Raw genomic sequence first — 16,560 nt, 5'->3', positions numbered from 1 at the left:
GGTTCCCAGTCTGTCAGCCCGCCGCGGCGGCCCGTGAGGTATCGGCCCGCGGGACGGCGGACGTGCAGGCGTACGGGGTCATCTTGGTGAGGCCGGGGAAGTAGACGTGCAGGCTCACCGCGGGTTCCAGCGCGTCGTTGACGACCTCGTGGACGTAACCGGGCGCGAAGGCACGCTGCGCGCCCGCCGACAGCACCCGGTTGACCTCGCGGCCGACGCCGCCCGAGGCCCCCGTGCTCGCATCCGGCAGCGCCCGCTCGCGCAGTGCGCCTTGGAGCACGGTGAGCACACCGGACGACAGGCCGTGGTCGTGCAGCCCGCTGCTCTGACCGGGCAGCCAGCTCAGCAGCCACACCTCGTAGCCGGGTCCGCGGCGCAGCCGCGCGTACCAGCGGGTGGTGGCGTCGTAGCGCACCTGGGGGGCCCATCGCTCGCGGTCGGCGGCGATGGAGCGGGCGAGCCCGGCGAACTCCGCAACGGTGCGTGGGTGTTGCGGCACCGGGGGGAGCAGGTGGGGAAGGGCGAGCGGGTCACCGGCGATCGAGACATCGCTGTACATGAAGGTGTGTTCCTCGTGATGCGCGAGTGGCTAGGCGGTGCCAGGTCCGTGACAGGTCCTGGGCAGGGGGCTCAGCGGCAACAACAGGAACGACAACAGCTCTGGGCGAGCGCGACGCAGCGGGACTCGCGACGGCGAGTCCGGGTAGGCGCGTGGTGCTCAGCAGGCATGCCGTCAAGGAGACCGGTCCCGCCCGTACCTTGTCAACCGGATGTCCGGAATGTCGCGAATCTTTCACCTGATCCGGCTGGAACGGTTGGTGAAAGGTTTGTGCGCAGAAGTGTGCGGATATGTGGTGCCCAACCGCATGAAGAGCACGTTGTGCTGTTGTGCTTCTGTGATCGGAATGTGATCCACAACGCTTCACCCGAATGGCGGAACGTGGCGCGTCGCCAAGGCGTCTGACGAGGTGTGAACGGTGGATCGGCGGGACCATGGTTGACGGATACCGGATTTTAGGCCGATATCAACACTTTCTGTCACCTCTTGGTTCAGCGGAGTGAATAACGGGCCCAATAGCAGATCTCGGCTTGACTGGCCCGGATCGGCACACTTGTAATTTCACTCGTGTCGTTAGGCCGCTCATGGTGACGGCAACATCACGGGGAAGCACGACAGACGAGGGGCGCGCATGACCGAGCAGTTCCAGTTGCTGCTGGCCGAAGAGGCCGACGAGGAACTCGGCTGGCAGGAGCGCGCGCTGTGTGCGCAGACCGACCCCGAGTCGTTCTTCCCGGAAAAGGGCGGTTCCACGCGTGAGGCGAAGAAAGTCTGCCTCGCCTGTGAAGTCCGTTCCGACTGCCTGGAGTACGCCCTGGCCAACGACGAACGCTTCGGCATCTGGGGCGGCCTGTCCGAGCGGGAGCGCCGCCGCCTGAAGAAGGGCGTCGTCTGAACCACGCGACCGGGCCGACGACCGGTCCGAGGACCGGGTCCGCGGCAGGGCGCCGACCGAGCCCTGACCGCGCCCCCGACCCCTCGCGCGGCACCGCGCACCGGCCCGATCACAGCTCCCGCACACCCCGCTTCCAGCCCGCGTACAGCCCGCTTTCCGCGCCCACCGGCACGGGAGGCGGGCTGCCGTTGTTCTCACACTCGGACGGAGCCCCCGGTGTAAGCCGTTAGTGTGGGGGCCCGTCCGAGACGTTCCCCGCCGCCGGCGGCCGATGCGTCAACCGCAGTCCAGCGAACCGGGGCCCGAACCTCGATGTCCGTGAACAGCCCAGCACCGGCCTTCTTCCCGGCCGGCATCCCTGAGTTCCCGCGCCACGTCGTCACCGCCGTGCTCGTCGCGCACGACGGCGCGCGCTGGCTGCCCAAAGCCCTCGCCGGCCTGCTCTCCCAGGACCGCCCTGTCCAGGACGTGATCGCCGCCGACACCGGCAGCGCGGACGACTCCGCGCGGCTGCTCGCCGACTCCCTCGGCGACCAGCGCGTCCTGCACCTGGCCCGCCGCACCGGCTTCGGCGCCGCCGTCGAGGAGGCCGCCAGGGTCGCCGCGCCGCTCAGCGCCGAGCAGTTGCCGTACCTGGGACGCCGCAGCGGCTGGGACCCGGTCAGCCGCAGTTGGAACGACGACGCGTACGACGAGCCCGAGCAGCCGCACGGCGACCCCGTCCAGTGGCTGTGGCTGCTGCACGACGACTGCGAGCCCGACCCCGGAGCGCTCGCCGCCCTGCTGCGCACCGCGGACGCCTCGCCGTCCGCCTCGATCATCGGCCCCAAGCTGCGGAGCTGGTTCGACCGCAGGCAGCTCCTCGAAGTCGGCGTCAGCATCGCCCGCAGCGGTCGCCGTTGGACCGCGCTCGAACGCCGCGAGCAGGACCAGGGCCAGCACGACCAGACCCGCCCGGTGCTCGCCGTGTCGTCCGCGGGCATGCTGGTGCGCCGCGACGTGTGGGAGGAGCTGGGCGGATTCGACCGCAGGCTGCCCCTGATGCGCGACGACGTCGACTTCTGCTGGCGCGCCCAAGCGGCGGGCCACACCGTGCTGGTCGCCCCCGACGCCGTCATGTGGCACGCCGAGGCCGCCTCCCGCGAGCGCCGTCCGGTCGACTGCGCGGGCCGCTCCTCGGTCAACCCGCACCGCGTCGACAAGGCCGGCGCCGTCTACACCCTGCTGGCCAACACCCGCGGCCCGCTGCTGCCCTATGTGATGCTGCGGATCGCCGTCGGCACCATATTGCGCACGCTCGCCTATCTCGTCGGCAAGGTGCCGGGACAGGCCGTCGACGAGATCGTCGGACTGCTCGGCGTCCTGCTGCGCCCCGGACGGGTGCTGGCCGCCAGACGCAGAAGAGGCCGCGGCACCGTACCGCCCTCCGAACTGCGACCGCTCTTCCCGCCGCCCGGCGCGACCGTACGCGCCACCGTCGACCAGGTCGTCAGCAACATCGCGGGCCGCGCGGACGCCGCGTCCGCCGCCGCGGGACGCCACGGCGGCTCCGTCGAGTCCGGACCGGGCGACGAGGACGGCGACTTCCTGGAAGTCGAGCAATTCGCGCGGCTCAAGCGCGTCGCCCGCAAGCCGGGCCCCGTGCTCTTCGCCGTCCTGCTCGTCGTCTCGCTCGCCGCCTGCCGCTCACTGCTCGGCGGCGGAGCCCTCTTCGGCGGCGCCCTGCTGCCCGCCGACCCCGGCGCCTCCGACCTGTGGGGCACCTACACGGGTTCCTGGCACGCGCTGGGCACCGGCGGCACCCAGGCCGCGCCCCCGTACATCGCGGTCCTCGCGCTCTTCGCGACCGTGCTCTTCGGCTCCACGGGACTCACCCTCACCCTGCTGCTGGTGGCCTCCGTGCCGCTGGCCGGGATCACCGCCTACTTCGCCTCCCGCCCGCTCGTCGAGTCGCGCCTGCTGCGCGCCTGGGCGTCGGTCGCGTACGCCTTCCTGCCCGCCGCCACCGGGGCGCTGGCCACCGGACGGCTCGGCACCGCCGTCCTGGCCATCCTGCTGCCGCTGATGGCGCGCGCCGCCGTCGGCGCCGCGGGCCTCCAGCTCGGCGACGGCGCGATCGAGCGCGGCGCACGGCCCGGCTGGCGCTCCACCTGGGCGCTGGCGCTGATGCTCACCTTCACCACCGCCTTCACCCCGGTCACCTGGCCGATCGCCCTGACGCTGGCCGCCGCCACCCTCGGCTGGCGCATGGCCCGCGGCCAGCAGCAGCTCCTGGTCCCGCAGCTCCTGCGCTTCGCGGCCCTGCTGATCACCCCGATCGTGCTGCTCGCCCCCTGGTCGCTGACGCTGCTCGCGCACCCCGGACGCCTGCTGCACGAGGCGGGACTGCCGTACGGCGACAAGGGCGTCTCCGGCATCGACCTGCTGATGCTCAGCCCCGGCGGACCCAAGGCGGGCGCCGCCTTCCTGCTGATCGGCGTCGTCCTGGCCGCGCTCGCCGCCCTGATGCGCGACACCCGCCGCCCGGCGATCGTCGCCGCCTGGGCCGCCGCCGCGACCGGACTGCTCTTCGCCGTCATAGAGAACACCAAGGCGTGGGCGGGCCCCGCCACCCTCGTCTACGGTCTCGCCCTGCTGGCCGCCGCCGCGATCGGCGCGGAAGGCGCCAAGGAGCGGATCGCCGCCAGCGGCTTCGGCTGGCGCCAGCCTGTCGCGGGCCTGATCGCGCTGGCCGCGGCCCTCGCGCCGCTGCTGGCCGCGTTCACCTGGGTCGCCGACGGCGCGAACGGCCCCATCAAGCGCCAGGACCCGCAGCAGGTGCCCGCCTTCGTCGCCGAGGAGAGCACCTCCCGCGACCAGGCCCGCACCCTGGTGCTCAACGGCACCGCGGGCCGCATCTCGTACTCCCTGGTGCGCGGCGCGGGCGCGCGGATCGGCGACGCCGAACTGGCCGCGGAGGCGTCCCGCGACAGCGAACTCGACACCGTCGTCGCCAACCTGGTGGCGGGTTCCGGCGCCGACCAGGGCAGCCGCCTCACCGGATACGCCATCCGCTACGTACTGGCGCAGAAGGGCGCGCCGCGCTCGGTGGGCCGCGTCCTGGACAGCACCCCCGGCCTGTCCCGGGTGAGCCAGGCGGACGGCAGCGAATTGTGGCGCGTCAACGACGCGGTCTCCAGGATCGCGATCACCAGCAAGGGCGCGCAGCCCGTCGCCGTCGCGGCAGGCAAGGTCGAGGCGCACACCACGGTGCCCGCCGGTCCCGAAGGCCGCGTATTGCGCCTGGCGGACTCCGCCGCGCCCGGCTGGCAGGCCACCCTGAACGGATCCGCGCTGCCCAGAACGACCGTCGACGGCTGGGCGCAGGGCTTCCAGCTGCCCGCCACCGGCGGCCGTCTGGACGTCACCTATGAGGAGCCGTTCACCCACACCTTCTGGCTGGGCGCGCAGGGACTGCTGCTGCTCGTGGTCATCGTGCTGGCCCTGCCGGGCCGCCGACGCGAGATCGACGACGACCTGCCGGAGGCCGACGCGCCCAGCGCCGTCCAGATTCCCGTACAAGGTGCGGGCGAGGGCCGTCGCGCCCGCCGCCTCCAGGCGGCGGCCGACGCCGAGGCCGCCGCGGCCGATCCCGACACCGCGGAGGCCGAGGGCCAGGAGCAGGCGGCCTACGCGGCCCAGCAGGCCCACCACGGCCGGCAGGGCCAGGACGGGCCCGCGGGCCCCGACGCACCGCCGCAGACCCCGTACGACCCCTCTGAGGGCGGTTACGACCCGTACGCGGTACCTGCCCCCGACACCGGCGAGCAGTTCTACGGCTACCCGCGGCAAGACCCCGGCTACGGCACCGACCCCGCCCAGCAGCAGTGGGACGGGCAGCAGCAGTACGCGGCGGAGCCGGGCACGTACGAGCAGCAGCAGGTCGGCTACACCGACCAGTACGGCTACCCGCAGCAGCCCCCGCCGCCCTACGACCCGTACGCGACGACCGGCCACGAAGAGGCGGCCGGTTACGACGAGACGGCGGGTTACGACCAGCAGCAGCCGCCGCAGCAGCAGTACGACGGGCAGGCGCCGTACGGCGGACAGCAGCCCTACGACCCGGCCGCGTACCCCGACCCGGCTGCCCCGTACTACGCCGAAGACGACCAGCGCCGCGACGGGAGCGACCACCAGTGAACCGCAGCACGATCTCCCTGGCGGGCGCCGTCGCCGCCCTGGCCGTACTGACCGGCGCCGCCGTGGTGTCCGGCGGCGGCGACCGGGACACCGCGCCGGTGGCCTCCGCGGCCCGGCTGCCCGTACAGCGCAGCAATCTGCTGTGCCCGGCGCCGTCCTCGTCGGAATTCGCCAACACCACCTACACCTCGTTCACCCCGCAGGGGACGGCGGGCGCGACCGGCTCCGGCAGCGCGCAACTGGTCCCCGCGACGCCCAAGGGCAAGGCGCTCACCCCGCTGAAGGCCGCGGGCAAGCCCGCCACCAGCTCCACCGACAAGCCCGACGCGCCCGCGCTGATCGGTACGGCCGACGGGCCGCTCGCGCCCGGCTGGACCGTCCAGCAGACCACCGTCGTGGACACCGGGGCGGGCCGCGGCCTGCTCGGCGCGTCCTGCGTGGCGCCGGACAGCGAATTCTGGTTCGCGGGCGCCAGCACGGGACCCGACCGGCAGGACTTCCTGCACCTGGTGAACCCCGACGACACCCCGGCGGTCGTCGACATCGAGCTGTACGGCAAGGACGGCCTGCTGAAGGCGTCCACCGGCGACGGCGTCACCGTGGCGGGCAAGTCCGCCAAGCCGGTGCTGCTGTCCACCCTGGTCGCGGACAAGGCGCAGGACCTCACCGTGCACGTCGTGGCGCGCAGCGGCCGGGTCGGCGCGGCCGTTCAGGCCATCGACAAGAAGCTCGGCAGCGACTGGCTGACCCCGGCCGCCGAACCCGCCACCAGCCTGGTGCTGCCCGGCATCCCCGCCGACGCCGCGACCGTGCGCCTGGTGGTGTACGCGGCCGGTTCCGACGACGCCGACCTCACGCTGAAGCTGGCGACGCCGACCGGCTCGATCACCCCGGCGGGACACGAGACGCTGCACGTCAAGAGCGGTATGACCAGCGCGGTCGACCTCGGTGACCTCACCAAGGGCGAGGCGGGTTCGCTGGTCATCACCTCCAGCCAGGTCCACGCGGCGGTCCCCGTGGTGGCGGGCCTGCGGGTGACGCGCGGCAAGGGCGCCAAGCAGGAGATGGCGTTCCTGCCCGCCACCCCGGCGATCGAGACCCGCTCCACCGTCGCCGACAACCGCACCAAGGGCTCCACCTTGTCGCTGGTCGCCGTCGGCCAGGACGCCAGTGTGAAGATCACCGCGTCGGCCGGATCCTCCGGCGGCGAGCCGGTGTCGAAGACGGTCAGCGTCAAGGCAGGGACGACCGTCGCCGTCCCGCCGCCGCTGCCCGCGTCCGGCAAGGGCACGTTCGCCGTGACCGTCGAGCGCGTCTCCGGCGGAAGCGTCTACGCCTCACGGACGCTGGCGCTCCCGCTGGACGGGGTGCCGATGTTCACGATCCAGCCGATGTCCGACGACCACGGCATGGTGGATGTTCCCGCCGCCCGCGCCGACCTGGGGATTCTCAACCACTAGAGCGTTTTCCCGCATATGGTGCGGTCCTCGCGGGCCGCACCATATGCGGGCGGTCCGCGTCGGGGCCGCGCCGGGCCGTGTCAGTCCTCGCCGTACTTCGGGTCGACGTTCTCGGGGGACAGGCCGAGCAGCTCCGCGACCTGCTCCACGACGATCTCGTGCACCAGGAGCGCCCGCTCGTCGCGGGTCTTGGCGCGGATCTCCACCGGGCGCCGGTAGACCACGATGCGGCTCGGCCGGTCCTTGCCCGCGCCGATGAGACGGCCCAGCGGCACCGTGTCGTCGTCCGCCGGCGGGGTGTCCTGCGGCCAGGGCACCTCCTGGACGGCGAATTCGACGTCGGCGAGCTGCGGCCAGCGCCTTTCCAGCCGGTCGGCGGCGTCGCGCACCAGGTCGTCGAAGGCGTCGGCGCGGCTGAGCGCCAGCGGCACCTGCGGGGGCGCGATGGGCCCGCGCATCCCACGTCCGTGGCGGTCGCGGTGGCGCGGACGGGGTGCGGAAGGAGGAGGTGCCGAGCTTTCCATCAGCGATGAGCCTAGCCCTCCCGCCGGGTGCGCACAGGACGGACACCACGCAGTCAGCATCTGGCCATAGATCAGACGCATATGCGCCAGCCGCCGCCTGTCACGGCCGTGACCGCGTGTCGTACTTCTCCCGCACCGCCGCCCCGCGCCTGCCATGTGTTTTCCGTCCGCGCAGGTCAGCGCGGCGGCCGTCACACGGCACGATTCCGGGGGCACGTGACGACACGACCGGGTGAGCTGGCGGAGAGTCGTCGCGGCCCGCTCAAGAGTGCGGTACCGTCCAACCTCGTGAGCCTTGTACGTCGCTGTTCGCGCACCGCATGCGGCCGTCCCGCCGTCGCGACGCTGACGTACGTCTACGCGGACTCCACCGCCGTTCTCGGACCGCTCGCCACGTACGCGGAACCGCACTGCTACGACCTGTGCTCCGAGCACTCCGAGCGGCTGACCGCGCCCCGTGGCTGGGAAGTCGTCCGCCTGGCGACGGACACCGGTCCCGTCGGGCCCAGCGGCGACGACCTCGAAGCGCTCGCCAACGCGGTGCGCGAGGCGGCCCGCCCCCAGGAGCGCCGCCAGCAGGGCCCTGGCCCGCGCGACATCGACCCGCTCGAAGTGGCCCGCCGCGGCCATCTGCGCGTGCTCCGCTCGCCCGAGCAGTAGCAGCCGGCCTCACCTCCCGTCCCCACCCCGCGGTCCCCACCTCGCGCAAGCCGCCCCTCGCGCCGTCCCGTTGACCCTTTCGGGGCTCCCGTGACGCCACCCCTCGCGTCGCGGCGGCGGCGAAAAACTCCGCTCACCCCATCGGGGTAGGTTGTGCTGGAAACTCCACCGCGCCGCCCACCGGCGCCGTTCCGACCCTTCACCAGAGTTCACCAGAGGTGTGCAGTGGCCGATTTGTCGCAGCTCGTCAAGGCCTACGACGTACGCGGAGTCGTACCCGACCAGTGGGACGAGCCGCTCGCCGAGATCTTCGGCGCCGCCTTCGCCACGGTCACCGACGCCACGGCGATCGTCGTCGGACACGACATGCGGCCCTCGTCCCCCGGCCTGTCCGCCGCCTTCGCGCGCGGTGCCGCCTCCCGCGGCGCGGACGTCACCGGGATCGGCCTGTGCTCCACCGACGAGCTGTACTTCGCCAGCGGGCAACTCGACCTGCCCGGCGCCATGTTCACGGCCAGTCACAACCCGGCGCGGTACAACGGCATCAAGATGTGCCGCGCTGGCGCCGCCCCCATCGGCCAGGACACCGGCCTCGCCGACATCCGCGGGCTCGCGGAGAAGTGGCTGGAGAACGGCGTCCCCGCCGTCGACGTGGAAACCGGCACCCTGGTGCGGCGCGATGTGCTCGGCGACTACGCCGCCTATCTGCGCTCGCTGGTCGACCTCTCCGGAATCCGGCCGCTCAAGGTGGTCGTGGACGCGGGCAACGGCATGGGCGGCCACACCGTGCCCACCGTCCTCGACGGGCTGCCCGTCGACCTGGTGCCGATGTACTTCGAACTGGACGGCACCTTCCCCAACCACGAGGCCAACCCGCTCGACCCGAAGAATCTGGTCGACCTCCAGGCGCGGGTCCGCGAGACCGGCGCCGACATCGGCCTGGCCTTCGACGGCGACGCCGACCGCTGCTTCGCGGTGGACGAGCGCGGCGAACCCGTCTCCCCGTCCGCGGTGACCGCCCTGGTCGCCGCCCGCGAACTGGCCAAGCACCCCGGCGCCACGATCATCCACAATCTGATCACGTCGTGGTCGGTGCCCGAGGTGGTCAGGGAACACGGCGGCGTCCCGGTGCGCACCCGTGTCGGCCACTCCTTCATCAAGCAGGAAATGGCCGACTCCGGCGCCGTCTTCGGCGGCGAGCACTCCGCGCACTACTACTTCCGCGAGTTCTGGAACGCCGACACCGGCATGCTCGCCGCCCTCCACCTGCTGGCCGCCCTCGGCGCCCAGGACGGCCCGCTGTCCGCCCTCGTCGCCGCCTACGACCGCTACGCGGGCTCCGGCGAGATCAACAGCACCGTCGCCGACCAGGCCGCGAGCACCGCGGCGGTCCGCGCCGCCTTCGCCGGCCAGGACGGCGTCACCTTCGACGAGCTGGACGGGCTCACCGTCACCTCCGCCGACTGGTGGTTCAACCTCCGCGCCTCCAACACCGAGCCGCTGCTGCGGCTGAACGTCGAGGCGCGCGACGCGGAGGGCGTGGCCCGCGTCAGGGACCAGGTCCTGGCGATCGTCAGGACCTGAGCCCGCGTGGTCTCGCGGGCCCGACGCGGGGTGGGGCCTACGCGGGCCGGCCGTCGTACGCGCCTGGTGTCGTACGGGTCCGGTCGTCGTACGGGCGCGGTCACCGCATGGGCGCGGTCACCGTACGGGCGCGGTCACCGCATGGGCGCGCCCGGAGTTATCCACAGGCCGCACTCGGGGCCGGGCGCTACGGCTATAGGCTGAGAACGTACGCGGCGGGAGCCGTCGGCCCGGCCCGGGACCGTACCGCTCGGAGCACGCGCCCGCCGTATCCCGACCGCAGTCCCGCGCGCGGTGGCACCTCGCCGCTCGCCGCACCCAGCACGGAGGACCCCACCATGCCGCTCGTTGAACCCAGCCTCCTGGAAATCCTCGCCTGCCCGGCGTGCCACGCCCCGCTCCGCGAGGACGCCGACGCGAACGAGCTGGTCTGCACCTCCGACACGTGCGGCCTCGCCTACCCCGTACGCGACGACATCCCCGTACTCCTCGTTGACGAGGCCCGCCGCCCCCGCTGACACCCCCGCACGACCGCCGGACCGTCCGTCAGCCCCATCCATCCGCCGACCCTGACCAGGCCGCTTCCGACCGGGAGGTCGCGTTGTTCGACGAGTCGCTGCTTGAGGACCCCGAAGCGCTGGCCCGCGCGGACAGCCGCGGACTGCTGCTGGGCGTCGCCGCTGCCGGTGCCCGCGTACGCACCGCGCTGCGCCTGGCCGAAGAGGCCGGAGTCACCGCGCTGCGGCCCGACGGCCGCCCCCGGACCGTCCTGCTCGCGGCCAGCGGACCCGACGCCGCCGCGGTCGCCGACCTGCTGGTCGCCCTCGGCTCCGGGACCTGCCCCGTCGAGGTGCTGCCGCCCACAGGACCCACCCCGCAACAGTCCCGCTGGACACTGCCCGGCTGGGCGGGACCGCTCGACCTGCTGCTGCTCATCACCCCGCAGGGCAGCGAGCAGGGCCTGACCGACCTCGTGGAACAGGCATACCGCCGCGGCTGCACCGCCGCCGCCGTCACCCCGGTCAAGGCACCGCTCGCCGAAGCCGTGGAACAGGTGCACGGCATGGCCCTGCCGTTCGCCGCGCCCTTCGGCAACGGCGCGGACCCCGCGGACGAGGACCCCGCCAACGACGCGGGCGCCTTCTGGGCGCTCCTCGCCCCGCTGCTCGCCCTCGCCGACCGGATCGGCCTGCTGAGCGCACCCGCCCAGGCGCTGTACGGCGTCGCCGACCGGCTCGACGAGGTCGCCGCCCGCTGCGGCCCCGCCATCGCCACGTACACCAACCCGGCCAAGACCCTCGCGGCCGAACTGGCCGACGCCCTCCCGCTGTTGTGGAGCCAGGGCCGGCTCTCCGCCACCGCCGCCCGCCGCTTCGCGACCGTGCTCGGCACCCGCGCGGGCCAGCCCGCGCTCACCGCGGAACTGCCCGCCGCGCTCACCGTCCACGGCCCCCTCCAGGCCAGCGCCCTCGCCCTGGCCGCCGACCCCGAGGACTTCTTCCGCGACCGCGTCGAAGAACCCGGGGGACTGCGCCTGCGGATCGTGCTCCTCCAGGAGAACTCCGAGCAGCCCGGACCCGCCACCCCCGCCGCCCGCGAGCAGGCGTACGCCCACGACACCCCGCTCAGCGAGATCGCCGCCGCCCCCGGCGGCCCGCTCGACACCGCGGCCGAACTGATCGCCCTCGCGGATTTCGCCACCGTCTACCTGACCGTCGCCTCGGCTGAGAGATCATGACCGCATGAACCGCCTCACCAACACGATCCGCCCCTACGCCTGGGGATCCACCACCGCCATCCCCGAACTGCTCGGCACACCGCCGACCGGCGAACCCCAGGCCGAACTGTGGATGGGCGCCCACCCCGGCGCGCCCTCCCGGATCGACCGCGGCGAAGGCTCCGTCGCACTCGACACGGTGATCGCGGCCGACCCCCGCGCCGAACTCGGCGACACCACCGTCAAGCGCTTCGGCCCCCGGCTGCCCTTCCTGTTCAAGGTGCTGGCCGCGGGCGCGCCGCTCTCCGTCCAGGTCCACCCCGACCTCGCGCAGGCCAAGGCCGGATTCGCCGACGAGGAAGCCCGCGGCATCCCGACCGACGCCCCCGACCGCAACTACAAGGACGCCAACCACAAGCCCGAAATGCTCGTGGCGCTCTCCCCGTTCGACGGACTGTGCGGCTTCCGCCGCCCCACCGACGCCGCCGACCTCATCGACGGCCTCGGCGTCCCCGCCCTCGCGCCCTACGCCGACATCCTCCGCGCCCACCCCGAGGACAAGGCGCTGCGCGAAGTCCTCGCCGCCGTCCTCACCGCGGAACCCGAGGCGATGGCCGAGTCCGTCACCGCCGCGGCCGAGGCCGCCGCTCGGCTGTCCATCACCGACAGCCCCTACGCCGCGGACTACGCCGCCTACGCCCAGGCCGCCCACAGCTTCCCCGGCGACCGCGGCGTCATCGCCGCGATGCTGCTCAACTACGTACGCCTGCAACCCGGCGAAGCCCTCTACCTCGGCGCGGGCGTCCCGCACGCCTACCTCGACGGCCTCGGCGTGGAGATCATGGCCAACTCCGACAACGTCCTGCGCTGCGGCCTCACCCCCAAGCACATCGACGTCCCCGAACTCCTGCGCGTCGTCCGCTTCGAGGCCGGCGACCCCGGCGTCCTGCGCCCCGAGGCCGCCCCCGACGGCGAAGAGCTGTACGCGGCGCCGATCGACGAATTCCGGCTCTCCCGCTACGTCCTGGCCCCCGGCGCGCAGGCCCGCACCCTCGACTCCGGCACCCCGCAGATCCTGCTCTGCACCGCGGGCCGGGCCGAACTGCGCGACGGCGACGGCACCACCTTGACGCTGGCCCCCGGCGAGTCGGCGTACGTCCCCGCGAGAGAGCGCACCACCCTGACCGGCGAAGGCACCGTCTTCCGGGCCACCGTGGCCGCCTGACGCACCAAAAGCCCGACGGGCTGCAACAATGTGCGTCCGCAACGCCCGGTACGACAAGACACAGACCCCGGGCCGACGAAAGGGACCCCAACACCTATGAGCGCGTCAGGCGGAACACGGGCGATCGTCGCGGCGCTGAGCGCCAACCTGGCCATCGCCGTGGCCAAGTTCGTGGCCTTCGCGTTCAGCGGCTCGTCCTCGATGCTCGCCGAAGGCGTGCACTCCATCGCCGACTCCGGCAACCAGGCGCTTCTCCTGATCGGCGGCAAGAAGGCCAAGCGCGCCGCCAACGACGAGCACCCCTTCGGCTACGGCAGGGAACGCTACGTCTACGCCTTCCTCGTCTCGATCGTGCTGTTCTCCGTCGGCGGCATGTTCGCGCTCTACGAGGGCTACGAGAAGATCCGCCACCCGCACGAGATCGAGCACTGGTACTGGCCGGTCGGCGTCCTCGTCTTCGCGATCATCGCCGAGGGCTACTCCTTCCGCACCGCCATCAAGGAGTCCAACCACACCCGCGGCAAGCAGTCCTGGGCCGAGTTCATCCGCCGCGCCAAGGCACCCGAACTCCCCGTCGTCCTCCTGGAGGACTTCGGCGCCCTCATCGGCCTCGTCCTCGCCCTGATCGGCGTCGGCATCGCCCTCGCCACCGGCGACGGCGTCTGGGACGGCATCGGCACCCTCTGCATCGGCCTGCTGCTCATCACCATCGCCCTCGTCCTCGCGGCCGAGACCAAGTCGCTGCTGATCGGCGAAGGCGCGGGACCCGACTCGCTGGCCAGGATCCGCGCCGCCGTCGTCGACGGCGACACCGTCACCGGCGTCATCCACATGCGCACCCTGCACCTCGGCCCCGAAGAACTCCTCGTCGCCGCCAAGATCGCCGTGCAGCACGACGACACCGCCGCCGAGGTCGCCCGCGCCATCGACGCCGCCGAAGAACGCATCCGCGCCGCGGAACCCTTCGTCCGCGTCGTCTACCTGGAACCCGACATCTACAGCGAGCAGGCCGCCGCCGCGGGCCCCGACCCGGACCAGACTCCTGGCGGCCGGTGACCGGAAGCGCACTGGGGCGGACCGCCCGTCCGGTGTAGCTTTGTCGTAGCCAGACGTCGCTGCTGATGGCGGTCGGGCGGGTCATCTCGCGATGCCCGGCCGAGGGAGAGAGGGCCTCCGACGGATTGCGCTGCCGCTAGGGGACGGGTGTGTCCGCACGAGGGCACCCCCGTACACGCCCCGTGGCCGCGCCGTATCCACGTCCGCCTCGACCGCAGCACCGAGGAGCACTTCATATGACCACCACCGCCACCGACTTCAAGGTCGCGGACCTCTCGCTTGCCGCCTACGGCCGCAAGGAGATCACCCTCGCCGAGCACGAGATGCCCGGCCTGATGTCCATCCGCAACGAGTACGCCGCCGCGCAGCCGCTGGCCGGCTCGCGGATCACCGGCTCGCTGCACATGACCGTGCAGACCGCCGTCCTGATCGAGACCCTCGTCGCCCTCGGCGCCGAGGTCCGCTGGGCGTCCTGCAACATCTTCTCCACCCAGGACCACGCGGCCGCGGCCATCGCCGTCGGCCCGAACGGCACCGAGGAGAACCCGCAGGGCATCCCCGTCTTCGCCTGGAAGGGCGAGACGCTCGAAGAGTACTGGTGGTGCACGGAGCAGGCCCTGACCTGGCCGAACACTGCCACCGGCGGCCCCAACATGATCCTGGACGACGGCGGCGACGCCACGCTCCTGGTCCACAAGGGCGTCGAGTTCGAGAAGGCCGGCGCCGCCCCGGACCCGGCCACCGCGGAGAGCGAGGAGGAGCAGTTCGTTCTCCGCCTCCTCAACCGCACCCTCGGGGAGAACCCGCAGAAGTGGACGCAGCTCGCGTCCGAGATCCGCGGCGTCACCGAGGAGACCACCACCGGCGTCCACCGCCTCTACGAGATGCAGCAGGACGGCTCGCTGCTCTTCCCGGCGATCAACGTCAACGACGCGGTCACCAAGTCGAAGTTCGACAACAAGTACGGCTGCCGCCACTCCCTGATCGACGGCATCAACCGCGCCACCGACGTCCTCATCGGCGGCAAGGTCGCCGTGGTCTGCGGCTACGGCGACGTCGGCAAGGGCTGCGCGGAGTCGCTGCGCGGCCAGGGCGCCCGCGTCGTCATCACCGAGATCGACCCGATCTGCGCGCTCCAGGCGGCGATGGACGGCTACCAGGTCGCCACCCTCGACGACGTCGTCGGCATCGCCGACATCTTCGTCACCACGACCGGCAACAAGGACATCATCCTGGCCTCCGACATGGCCAAGATGAAGCACCAGGCCATCGTCGGGAACATCGGCCACTTCGACAACGAGATCGACATGGCCGGCCTCGCGAAGATCCCCGGCATCGTCAAGGACGAGGTCAAGCCGCAGGTCCACACCTGGACCTTCCCCGATGGCAAGACGTTGATCGTGCTGTCCGAGGGCCGCCTGCTCAACCTGGGCAACGCGACCGGCCACCCCTCCTTCGTGATGTCCAACTCCTTCGCGGACCAGACCCTGGCCCAGATCGAGCTGTTCACCAAGCCGGAGGAGTACCCGATCGGCGTCTACGTGCTCCCCAAGCACCTGGACGAGAAGGTCGCCCGTCTCCACCTGGACGCGCTGGGCGTCAAGCTCACCACGCTCCGCCCGGAGCAGGCCGCCTACATCGGCGTGAAGGTCGAAGGCCCCTACAAGTCCGACCACTACCGCTACTGATCCACCGCGCGCTGGCCCCCGTCTCCCGTCCGAGGCGGGGGCCTCGCACGTCACCGGCACACCGAAAGACACCGAGACCCCACCATGCCCCGAGGCCGTTACTCGTTCCACGACACACACGACCACACCCCCCTCGGTGCAGAACACTTCCACTGCGCAACCGGCCCCTCCGGCTGGCGCTACACCGCGCAGACCACCACCCCCGGCGGCGATCACGCGGGCTCGGTCGACCTCACCCTCGACCAGCTCGGCCGCCCCATCCGCCTCGAACTCCACGCGTCCGCCTGGCAGGTACGCGGAGCCGCGCTCGACGGCGTCACCTGGGTCCGTACCGACCCCACCGGCGAACACGCCCAGGAGGGCAACGCCGCCGCCCATGCCTTCACCGGTGCCTCGCCCGCGTTCCTGATCGCCACCGCGCGACTGCTCCGCCTGGAACCCGGCGGCCCCGCCACCCGCGTACGTCTCGTGTCATTCCGGCCCCCCGTGCTCGCGCCCCTCACCGTGGACCAGTCCTGGTCCTTGATCACCAGGACAGCACACCCCACTGACAACGGGCCGCTGGCTGTGGACGAATACCAGGTCAACGACCTCGCGACCGGCGATCAGCACGACGTCCACATCGCCGGGGACGTGGTCCTCGCGGCCCCCGGCATCGAGCTGGAAGACCTGGAGACCCCTCCGTCGACCTTCGCGTGAGGCCGCCTGAAAGTTCCTCACCGTGAACCGTTGACTCAAGGTTGGCGGGGAGGTAGGTTAGAACGGTTGTCACGAGCTGGACAGGTCCGCTGGTGACCAACTAGGATCCATGTCGCTTCGCTCGACGAAGACACACCACCCAAGCCGAGAGAAATCTCAGTTCGGGCATCCGTGTCTCCGAAACGCGAGTGGTAATTCCGACCAGTGAACTTCTGCTAAAGTCGGAGACACGACGAAGGGAAAGCCCGGAGGGCCGGTGAAACGGTCTGAAGGAAGCTTCCGTTCCTTGAGAACTCAACAGCGTGCCAAAAGTC

The 16,560-nt window shown here is 72.1% G+C and carries 13 protein-coding genes; 11 read left to right on the top strand and 2 right to left on the bottom strand.

The window, feature by feature from the left end; all coding sequences use genetic code 11:
- Window positions 1-13 precede the first annotated feature (13 nt).
- A complete protein-coding gene (locus ACIOC1_RS29355; protein ID WP_401856936.1) occupies window positions 14-559 on the bottom strand; it encodes a cysteine dioxygenase in 546 nt (181 codons plus the stop codon).
- Window positions 560-1,190: 631 nt separating this feature from the next.
- Here ACIOC1_RS29355 and ACIOC1_RS29350 point away from each other — a divergent pair.
- From ACIOC1_RS29350 to ACIOC1_RS29340, 3 genes are all read left to right on the top strand, one after another.
- Window positions 1,191-1,454 (top strand): WhiB family transcriptional regulator, encoded by a 264-nt coding sequence (locus ACIOC1_RS29350; protein WP_031519519.1) that lies wholly within the window; start codon window positions 1,191-1,193, stop codon window positions 1,452-1,454.
- 312 nt (window positions 1,455-1,766) lie between these two features.
- The gene (locus ACIOC1_RS29345; protein WP_401856934.1) at window positions 1,767-5,633 is read left to right on the top strand and encodes a glycosyltransferase family 2 protein; all 3,867 of its coding nucleotides are present in this window, start codon (window positions 1,767-1,769) and stop codon (window positions 5,631-5,633) included.
- A complete protein-coding gene (locus ACIOC1_RS29340) occupies window positions 5,630-7,093 on the top strand; it encodes a DUF5719 family protein (protein WP_391052895.1) in 1,464 nt (487 codons plus the stop codon). Before ACIOC1_RS29345 ends, ACIOC1_RS29340 begins: the two co-directional genes overlap by 4 nt.
- 80 nt (window positions 7,094-7,173) lie before the next feature.
- On the opposite strand, the gene ACIOC1_RS29335 is transcribed toward ACIOC1_RS29340, so the two are convergent.
- Window positions 7,174-7,617, bottom strand: a complete 444-nt coding sequence (locus ACIOC1_RS29335; protein WP_391128880.1) for a metallopeptidase family protein — start codon at window positions 7,615-7,617, stop codon at window positions 7,174-7,176.
- Between the two features lie 237 nt (window positions 7,618-7,854).
- On the opposite strand from ACIOC1_RS29335, the gene ACIOC1_RS29330 reads away from it, so the two are divergent.
- From ACIOC1_RS29330 to ACIOC1_RS29295, 8 genes are all read left to right on the top strand, one after another.
- A complete protein-coding gene (locus ACIOC1_RS29330) occupies window positions 7,855-8,277 on the top strand; it encodes a DUF3499 domain-containing protein (RefSeq protein ID WP_355350091.1) in 423 nt (140 codons plus the stop codon).
- A gap of 225 nt (window positions 8,278-8,502) precedes the next feature.
- A complete protein-coding gene (locus ACIOC1_RS29325) occupies window positions 8,503-9,861 on the top strand; it encodes a phosphomannomutase/phosphoglucomutase (protein WP_401856931.1) in 1,359 nt (452 codons plus the stop codon).
- Window positions 9,862-10,199: 338 nt separating this feature from the next.
- Complete coding sequence (locus ACIOC1_RS29320) at window positions 10,200-10,379, top strand: Trm112 family protein (protein ID WP_188283872.1); 180 nt, start codon at window positions 10,200-10,202, stop codon at window positions 10,377-10,379.
- Between the two features lie 83 nt (window positions 10,380-10,462).
- Window positions 10,463-11,599 carry an SIS domain-containing protein gene (locus ACIOC1_RS29315; protein ID WP_401856929.1) on the top strand — a complete coding sequence of 379 codons (1,137 nt, stop codon included), beginning with the start codon at window positions 10,463-10,465 and terminating at the stop codon, window positions 11,597-11,599.
- 4 nt (window positions 11,600-11,603) lie between these two features.
- Window positions 11,604-12,803, top strand: coding sequence for a mannose-6-phosphate isomerase, class I (manA, locus tag ACIOC1_RS29310; RefSeq protein ID WP_401856927.1), 1,200 nt, complete (start codon window positions 11,604-11,606; stop codon window positions 12,801-12,803).
- 96 nt (window positions 12,804-12,899) lie between these two features.
- Window positions 12,900-13,859 (top strand): cation diffusion facilitator family transporter, encoded by a 960-nt coding sequence (locus ACIOC1_RS29305; RefSeq protein WP_391052882.1) that lies wholly within the window; start codon window positions 12,900-12,902, stop codon window positions 13,857-13,859.
- Window positions 13,860-14,095: 236 nt separating this feature from the next.
- The gene (gene ahcY / locus ACIOC1_RS29300; protein ID WP_355350085.1) at window positions 14,096-15,547 is read left to right on the top strand and encodes an adenosylhomocysteinase; all 1,452 of its coding nucleotides are present in this window, start codon (window positions 14,096-14,098) and stop codon (window positions 15,545-15,547) included.
- A gap of 84 nt (window positions 15,548-15,631) precedes the next feature.
- Entirely contained in the window at window positions 15,632-16,246 is a 615-nt protein-coding gene (locus tag ACIOC1_RS29295) for a hypothetical protein (protein WP_401725736.1), read from the top strand.
- Window positions 16,247-16,560 lie beyond the last annotated feature (314 nt).

It is taken from the genome of Streptomyces sp. NPDC088197 (assembly GCF_044741185.1).
Classification (GTDB): domain Bacteria; phylum Actinomycetota; class Actinomycetes; order Streptomycetales; family Streptomycetaceae; genus Actinacidiphila.
The sequence above is the reverse complement of the archived record's forward strand: the minus strand, read 5'-3'. Positions and strand labels throughout refer to the sequence as shown.